Raw genomic sequence first — 6436 nt, forward strand, 5'->3', positions numbered from 1 at the left:
AACCGATATGAGTCATTAAAGTTGTGGGGCAATCGTCTTCTTTAACCACTCGGTTAACATTTTGGTTTCATACATAAAAGGTTTATCATTTAAAGATTGGATCCCATCCATGAACCCCATATTCGACAGTTTTTCATCGCCCGCGATAATCACTTTATCGTTTTCCATGACTTGATAAGAAAAAGTCATACGCGGCGGATAAATGTCTTTGATAATGCGTAAATCATTGGCGGTCGCACCAAATGTTGGACGCATATCACCCGCAAGATCAACATCGGTAATGGTCATTTCAAGCTTTTGATTTGGCTTTAAAATCTTCGCGGCTTCTTTATTGATGTTTTCAGTTAAGGTCTCAAATAAGCGCTTCTCATAACGGGATTGGAGCTCCCCTGATGATTTTATATCGCGATAATCTTTAGGACTTTGCCAAACAATTTTAACCACACCATCTTCGGTGACGGGATCCACAGGCGCTTCATCGGCCGCCCAAGCCGCACTGCAACTTAATACACCTGCGAGTAAAAGGGACTGAATTTTCATGTTTGCCTCCAAGGCCTAGATAACTTTCTGAGAACCACAGTACAAAATCTAACCTGAACTAGAGCTTAACGCAAAACTGATATAAGTACAGCAAATGTGTCGTAAGCTTTTGTATAATTAAGTAAATATTATTTAACTATCACAACCGATACGTATCTTTTTGTATCGAAATTGCACCAAGTAAGTGCATAGTTATCAATTTGTGAACATTTCACGCGCATAACGACAAAAAAAGCGTTATCCTTCCGCTATTGTTTACATTGCCCACTTAATAAAAAATGAAATTCCCTGTTGTACCTGTGTTCATTCTTATCCTGTTTACCTGCGTCGTAAGTGCGATTTGGTTTATCTCCCCGAGTGACAAAAATACTGGCCCTAAAACTTGGTCAGCCTTTATCTACAACCATGGCTATGATTCAGGAAAATATAAAAAAACCGATAACTTTGACAGCTATAATACTTGCCGCGATTTTGCACGCGAACAATCTGCCTTCTACGACAATGTGCCTTGGGAATGTGGATCTATGTGCCAGTTCGATACCCGTAAGCAAGGATTTCAATGCGAAGAAATGAAGAATGAGCACTAACTAACCATTCAGCATAGGTTCAATATTTATACAATAAACTCAGCTCCTCACAGTACAACTCGTTTTCTTTACCGTCTAAGGATGCACGATTTAGAACTAACGTGTTAAACGTAATTTTTAACTTGGAGCTTACCTATGAACCTAAAAACGGCTTATCTATTCAACCCATATTCACGAAAACTCGCTTTATTGGCACTGCTGACAATCGGAACTAGCGTAAGTATTTCAAGCCAAGCTGCGCCATTGACCATCAGCCAGCAACAGGCAGTTAACACTCATTTGAGCAAATTGGCTCAGATGCAAAATGCGGCTGAACATCAAATGACAGAGCAGCTTAAGCAAGATTTTAGTCAACAATTAACCGCGCAAGAACATGAGTTTATGAGCGACATCTGCCCTAAATACGGCATGACCTTCGATGTAACTACCAACGCTTGCTTACGCTCATAAGGTATTGCCAAGACTAAAATGGAAAACGGGCACTCAGCTCAGGGTATTGCCGCTTTAAATCCTTGGGCTTAGTGCTAAATTTTTTCCCCACGGGCGTCGCCTTGCCCGATGGCATAAAGGGCAGTTCCTCACCAGTTCTATCTTCGTATAATTGCCCTGCGATAAGGTCGTATTCATCTACAAAAGGGTAAGCATAGGCATCTCGCTCTGGCCAAGCGACTAAACGTGCTAGGGTGTCAGGCTGATTAACCACACCTTCGAAAATTTCTTTACCAAGTGAAATCAAAAAACACCTAAACTCGGCAAAAGCATATTCAGAATCACAGCCCGTAATAATGTAAGCCGCCCCCCAAACAGACCACAAATAACTACGGCGCATCTGCTGACCAAAGATTTTATCGAAAGCTTTTAACTCTTCATTACTCAATTCGGCAAGTTTCTGCTTCAGTGCTTGAGTCAAAGACTCCTGTGATTGCGCAGCTTCCGTTCGCGTGACTAACCCCCAAAACTCAACTTCTGTCATAAACGTCACCTATTAGAGCCTCTAGCAAAAAGGCATATTCTACACGATATTACGGTTATACTGGACTCGGATTAGGGCATTTCCTACACTTGCTCATCTTCTACGCTACCTGTCTACACATACATTTATGCCTAAACGTCTTATACTACTGATCACGTTATATTGCCTCTTCAGCATTGCTGCACTTTGGCGTACTGTGATGACTCAATCCCTTGATGTATTCACCCTAGGTGTCCTCCCCGTGCTCGTTGGCATACTCATACGCGCGCCGTGGTCTAGCTTAGTGTTGAAAATTTATATTGGCATGCAAACCTTAGGATTCTCGGCACTGGGGATTACAGCAATTATTGCCTATCGCATTACCCCTGAGGATGTAAAAGTGGTTGTTTCTGGCCACAACATTCCTATGTTGCCACTCACAGTGAGCATTATTGTTATTTTACTCGTGCAGTATTGGATCGCATTTTCTAAGGTCACGAGACACTATTTGACCCGCCAAACTCAGTAATGGACTTTGTTGCTAAGCTGTTATCAATAGCGTAGCTTAGCGACCCAGTAAAATACTTACGACTCTTAACTTGAAGTAGACTATGAGCCATTTATCGCCCAGCGAACTTTCCATTCTTTTAGTAGAACCTTCAGAGACACAGCGTCGAATTATTATTCAGCGCTTACAACAAGAAGGCATTCTCAGCATTCAAACCGCAGAAAACATAGAAGCGGCTAAAGATATTATTGCTCGCCATAAACCTGACCTTATTGCGAGCGCCATGCATTTCGATGATGGCACTGCCATCGATCTCTTGGGCTACTTAAGGGCCAACGCTGACTGCAAAGATATCCAATTTATGCTGGTCTCGAGTGAGTGCCGCCGTGAGCAACTTGAAATATTCCGCCAATCGGGTGTAGTAGCGATTCTACCTAAACCCTTCAGTGCCGACCATTTAGGTACAGCATTGAATGCCACGATTGATTTACTCAGCCACGATGAACTCGACCTGAGTAATTTCGATGTACAAGATGTACGTGTATTAGTGGTCGATGATAGCCGTATGGCAAGAAACGTCATTAAACGTACGATTGGTAACTTAGGGATGAAGCTAATTACCGAGGCCGAGGATGGCGCGCAAGCCATAGCGTTAATGAAACACAATATGTTCGACTTAGTGATCACTGATTACAATATGCCGAGTGTAGATGGGCTAGCTTTGACACAATTTATCCGCAATGAAAGCCAACAATCGCACATTCCCATCTTGATGGTGTCTTCCGAAGCCAACGATACCCACCTCAGCAATGTGTCCCAAGCGGGTGTAAATGCCTTATGTGACAAACCCTTTGAACCCAAACTTGTTAAAAAATTACTCTATCAACTGTTAGAAGAATAAAACCAGAATAAAACTTAAGTCACGAACTGAGTAAATATTCTGCGCTTTACTGAACATCCTGCTGCACGCTAGACGCAAAAGGCTTTCCAAGTGCTAAACCTTATGGCATGTTAGGCACGCTTATTTCAAATAAATCTACGGAAAGAAGAGACAATAAAAATGAACAAAACTGAACTAATCGCCAAAATTGCAGAAAATGCCGATCTAACGAAAGTAGAAGCAGCACGCGCATTGAAGTCTTTTGAAGCAGCTATTACCGAATCAATGAAAAATGGTGACAAAATCTCCATCGTAGGTTTCGGTTCTTTTGAAACAGCGACTCGTGCCGCTCGCACTGGCCGTAACCCACAAACGGGTAAAGAAATTCAAATTGCTGAAGCGACAGTGCCTAAGTTTAAAGCGGGTAAAACCCTACGTGACAGCGTAAACTAAGTTATAAAATTCAATACAACGCCTCCATTGTGAGGCGTTTTTTTTGCCCAATTCCAGTGAAGCACTGAATATTTTTTGCACAACAAAAGTGCGCCTCTGCCCCACAAACTGGCAAATAAAAACATTTCATTAACATTGTGAATTCTAATACCTTGTTTTACATGGCATTGTAATAGTGGCATGTGATTAGCAAATCCTTCCTTAGAAAAAACCAAGATGCACTAATGAACACAGCTGACTTTGAGTGTGCCAATGGTGAATCGATAAATAAGTCAATCGAGGGGATGAGCATGAAGAAATCACTGTACAGCGTTTTGGCCTTATCGACGGGAATGTTACTGGCAGGCAACGCCTTTGCAGCCGTATCAGGCAACATTGGCGGTACCTCTAATTATCTATGGCGCGGTGCGGCCCAAACTAAAGATGCGGTCGCAATCCAAGGTGGCCTTGACTACAGCCACGATTCTGGATTTTATGCGGGAACTTGGGCATCGAATGTGGATTTTGGTGATGATACTAGCTACGAGCTTGATCTATATGCGGGTTATGGCGGCAGTATTACCGAAGACATCAGCTACGACTTTGGCTATCTCTACTACGCCTATCCAGACGCGCCGGGCAGTATTGATTTTGGTGAGCTCCATGCTGCTGTCACGTGGAAATGGCTCGAACTTGCTTACTCCCAAGTCATCAATGCCGGTGACGATCTGGCCGCCGATCCTTTAGATAATAAAGATCTCAGTTATCTTGCCGCGACGGTATCCGTTCCTCTCACTGAAAAGCTGAGTTTATCAGTGCACTATGGTTACTCAAACGGTGATGTCGTCCAATCTTGGTTTGGCGAAGATAATTATGCCGACTATAACGTGACTCTCAGCGCAGATACCAGCATAGGCACAGTGTCATTTATGGTCTCAGATACCGATCTCACCGATGATGATGCCAAACTAGTACTCGGATATTCCTACAGTTTTGATCTATAAGCTCTAAACCTAAAAAACGCCACCTTAAAAAGTGGCGTCATTTTATCACTATCACCAATTAGGCAATAATTGACCGGTTTGTTTTACGGGCCGCAACCATTTTCTCGATATACTCAACAATGGGCTCAGTCACTGAAATCCCTGTTGTTTGCTCAATCCCTTCAATGCCTGGCGCCGAATTAACCTCAAGGATCAGTGGGCCACGGTTAGAACGTAAAATATCTACTCCCGCGACAACCAATCCCATCGCCTTCACAGCGGCAATAGCCATTTTACGCTCAACAGAGGTGATTTTTACCACCTCACCACAACCACCTAAATGCAGATTAGAGCGGAAATCGCCCTCGGGACCTTGACGCTTCATCGAAGCAACCACCTTGTCACCGACAACAAAACAACGAATATCACTACCATTGGATTCTTTAATGTATTCCTGTACTAAGATATTCGCTTTGAGCCCCAAGAATGCTTCAATCACGCTCTCAGCAGCCGTTTTAGTTTCAGCGAGTACGACACCAATCCCTTGAGTGCCTTCGAGTAATTTAATGACTAACGGAGCGCCGCCCACCATATTGATGAGATCTGGGATATCATTTGGCTTATTGGCAAAACCCGTCACTGGCATGCCAATCCCTTTGCGGGAAAGTAGTTGCAGTGCCCGCAATTTGTCCCGCGAACGCGCAATGGAGATTGAATCATTCGCGGCATATACGCCCATCATTTCAAACTGACGTACAACGGCACAACCATAAAAAGTCACGCTAGCATGAATACGCGGAATGATGGCATCAAACCCAACTAATTCAGTACCTTCATAATGAATGCTAGGTTTAATAGAATTAATATTCATGTAGCAATTCAGCGTATTGATCACGACCGCTTCATGTCCACGACTTTGGCAAGCCGCGACTAAGCGTTGTGTTGAATACAACTGGGGGAATTGGGATAAAATACCTATTTTCATTGCTGAGTGACCAACTTAAGCATGAGTGAATAAACCGTTCTGCGGCACCAAAAGCACAGCGACAGAAAAAGGGGCTGATATTTGTCTATTGCTCAGTGTAAAGCAAGAAAATATTCCTCACCAGACGAAATCATTATGCTAATGAAATACTTCAAGACCAATCACATTCGGAACTCGTTTAAATTAACAGCGGCAAAATATACTTAGCCTCAAACTCCGTTGCATCTAAGGGACGAGAAAATAAATAACCTTGTAATACAGTACAATGGCGAGAAGTACAAAACTCAGCCTGCTCAATTGTTTCAACGCCCTCAGCTACTCAGGGCAAGATCGTGAATATATTTTAACCGTTTTGAGCTAAATTTGACGGACGGCATCGATTATGATCTTATGCTCTCTTTTTCTTATAGAGAGCATAAGAGCATGTACCTTGAAGCCTTCACATCACATTTCAACTCGATTGCTGACAGCCGACAATCTGCCAAAGTGACTTACCCGTTACATGATGTATTGTTCGTCACTCTGTGTGGTGTGATTGCTGGCGCCGAAGGTTGGTCTGAGATCCACGA

The 6436-nt window shown here is 43.0% G+C and carries 10 protein-coding genes; 7 read left to right on the forward strand and 3 right to left on the reverse strand.

The features are described 5' to 3' along the window. Positions 1–15 precede the first annotated feature (15 nt). On the reverse strand, positions 16–540 hold the full coding sequence (locus tag L5M29_RS11350; RefSeq protein WP_131523944.1) for a DUF3016 domain-containing protein: 525 nt from the start codon (positions 538–540) through the stop codon (positions 16–18). A gap of 278 nt (positions 541–818) precedes the next feature. On the opposite strand from L5M29_RS11350, the gene L5M29_RS11355 reads away from it, so the two are divergent. Next, complete coding sequence (locus L5M29_RS11355; protein ID WP_105250308.1) at positions 819–1127, forward strand: hypothetical protein; 309 nt, start codon at positions 819–821, stop codon at positions 1125–1127. A 135-nt stretch (positions 1128–1262) separates the two neighbouring features. After that, positions 1263–1577: a hypothetical protein gene (locus L5M29_RS11360; RefSeq protein ID WP_173247615.1), complete on the forward strand. Its 315-nt coding sequence runs from the start codon at positions 1263–1265 to the stop codon at positions 1575–1577. 13 nt (positions 1578–1590) lie between these two features. On the opposite strand, the gene L5M29_RS11365 is transcribed toward L5M29_RS11360, so the two are convergent. Further along, positions 1591–2100, reverse strand: a complete 510-nt coding sequence (locus L5M29_RS11365; RefSeq protein ID WP_173247618.1) for a DUF4240 domain-containing protein — start codon at positions 2098–2100, stop codon at positions 1591–1593. 127 nt (positions 2101–2227) lie between these two features. On the opposite strand from L5M29_RS11365, the gene L5M29_RS11370 reads away from it, so the two are divergent. From L5M29_RS11370 to L5M29_RS11385, 4 genes are all read left to right on the forward strand, one after another. Further along, positions 2228–2608: a hypothetical protein gene (locus tag L5M29_RS11370; protein WP_105250311.1), complete on the forward strand. Its 381-nt coding sequence runs from the start codon at positions 2228–2230 to the stop codon at positions 2606–2608. Positions 2609–2690: 82 nt separating this feature from the next. Continuing rightward, on the forward strand, positions 2691–3488 hold the full coding sequence (locus tag L5M29_RS11375; protein WP_105250312.1) for a response regulator: 798 nt from the start codon (positions 2691–2693) through the stop codon (positions 3486–3488). A gap of 159 nt (positions 3489–3647) precedes the next feature. Next, positions 3648–3920, forward strand: a complete 273-nt coding sequence (locus tag L5M29_RS11380) for an HU family DNA-binding protein (RefSeq protein WP_006079990.1) — start codon at positions 3648–3650, stop codon at positions 3918–3920. Between the two features lie 290 nt (positions 3921–4210). Beyond that, positions 4211–4903 carry a TorF family putative porin gene (locus L5M29_RS11385; RefSeq protein WP_263167877.1) on the forward strand — a complete coding sequence of 231 codons (693 nt, stop codon included), beginning with the start codon at positions 4211–4213 and terminating at the stop codon, positions 4901–4903. Positions 4904–4961: 58 nt separating this feature from the next. Here the strand turns inward: L5M29_RS11385 and rimK are convergent, their stop codons facing one another. Then, a complete protein-coding gene (gene rimK, locus L5M29_RS11390) occupies positions 4962–5867 on the reverse strand; it encodes a 30S ribosomal protein S6--L-glutamate ligase (protein WP_113939182.1) in 906 nt (301 codons plus the stop codon). Positions 5868–6290: 423 nt separating this feature from the next. On the opposite strand from rimK, the gene L5M29_RS11395 reads away from it, so the two are divergent. After that, positions 6291–6436, forward strand: a 146-nt coding sequence (locus tag L5M29_RS11395) for a transposase family protein (RefSeq protein ID WP_263167883.1), incomplete at its 3' end; no start/stop codon positions are given.

The sequence above is a fragment of the Shewanella sp. SM95 genome (genome assembly GCF_025653595.1).
GTDB lineage: Bacteria > Pseudomonadota > Gammaproteobacteria > Enterobacterales > Shewanellaceae > Shewanella > Shewanella oncorhynchi.

Excerpts from the sequence above, each read along its gene's own strand:
- L5M29_RS11350 (WP_131523944.1), bottom strand. The coding sequence starts at position 540 with ATGAAAATTCAGTCCCTTTTACTCGCAGGTGTATTAAGTTGCAGTGCG.
- rimK (WP_113939182.1), bottom strand. The coding sequence starts at position 5,867 with ATGAAAATAGGTATTTTATCCCAATTCCCCCAGTTGTATTCAACACAA.
- L5M29_RS11360 (WP_173247615.1), top strand. The coding sequence starts at position 1,263 with ATGAACCTAAAAACGGCTTATCTATTCAACCCATATTCACGAAAACTC.
- L5M29_RS11365 (WP_173247618.1), bottom strand. The coding sequence starts at position 2,100 with ATGACAGAAGTTGAGTTTTGGGGGTTAGTCACGCGAACGGAAGCTGCG.
- L5M29_RS11355 (WP_105250308.1), top strand. The coding sequence starts at position 819 with ATGAAATTCCCTGTTGTACCTGTGTTCATTCTTATCCTGTTTACCTGC.
- L5M29_RS11380 (WP_006079990.1), top strand. The coding sequence starts at position 3,648 with ATGAACAAAACTGAACTAATCGCCAAAATTGCAGAAAATGCCGATCTA.
- L5M29_RS11385 (WP_263167877.1), top strand. The coding sequence starts at position 4,211 with ATGAAGAAATCACTGTACAGCGTTTTGGCCTTATCGACGGGAATGTTA.
- L5M29_RS11370 (WP_105250311.1), top strand. The coding sequence starts at position 2,228 with ATGCCTAAACGTCTTATACTACTGATCACGTTATATTGCCTCTTCAGC.
- L5M29_RS11375 (WP_105250312.1), top strand. The coding sequence starts at position 2,691 with ATGAGCCATTTATCGCCCAGCGAACTTTCCATTCTTTTAGTAGAACCT.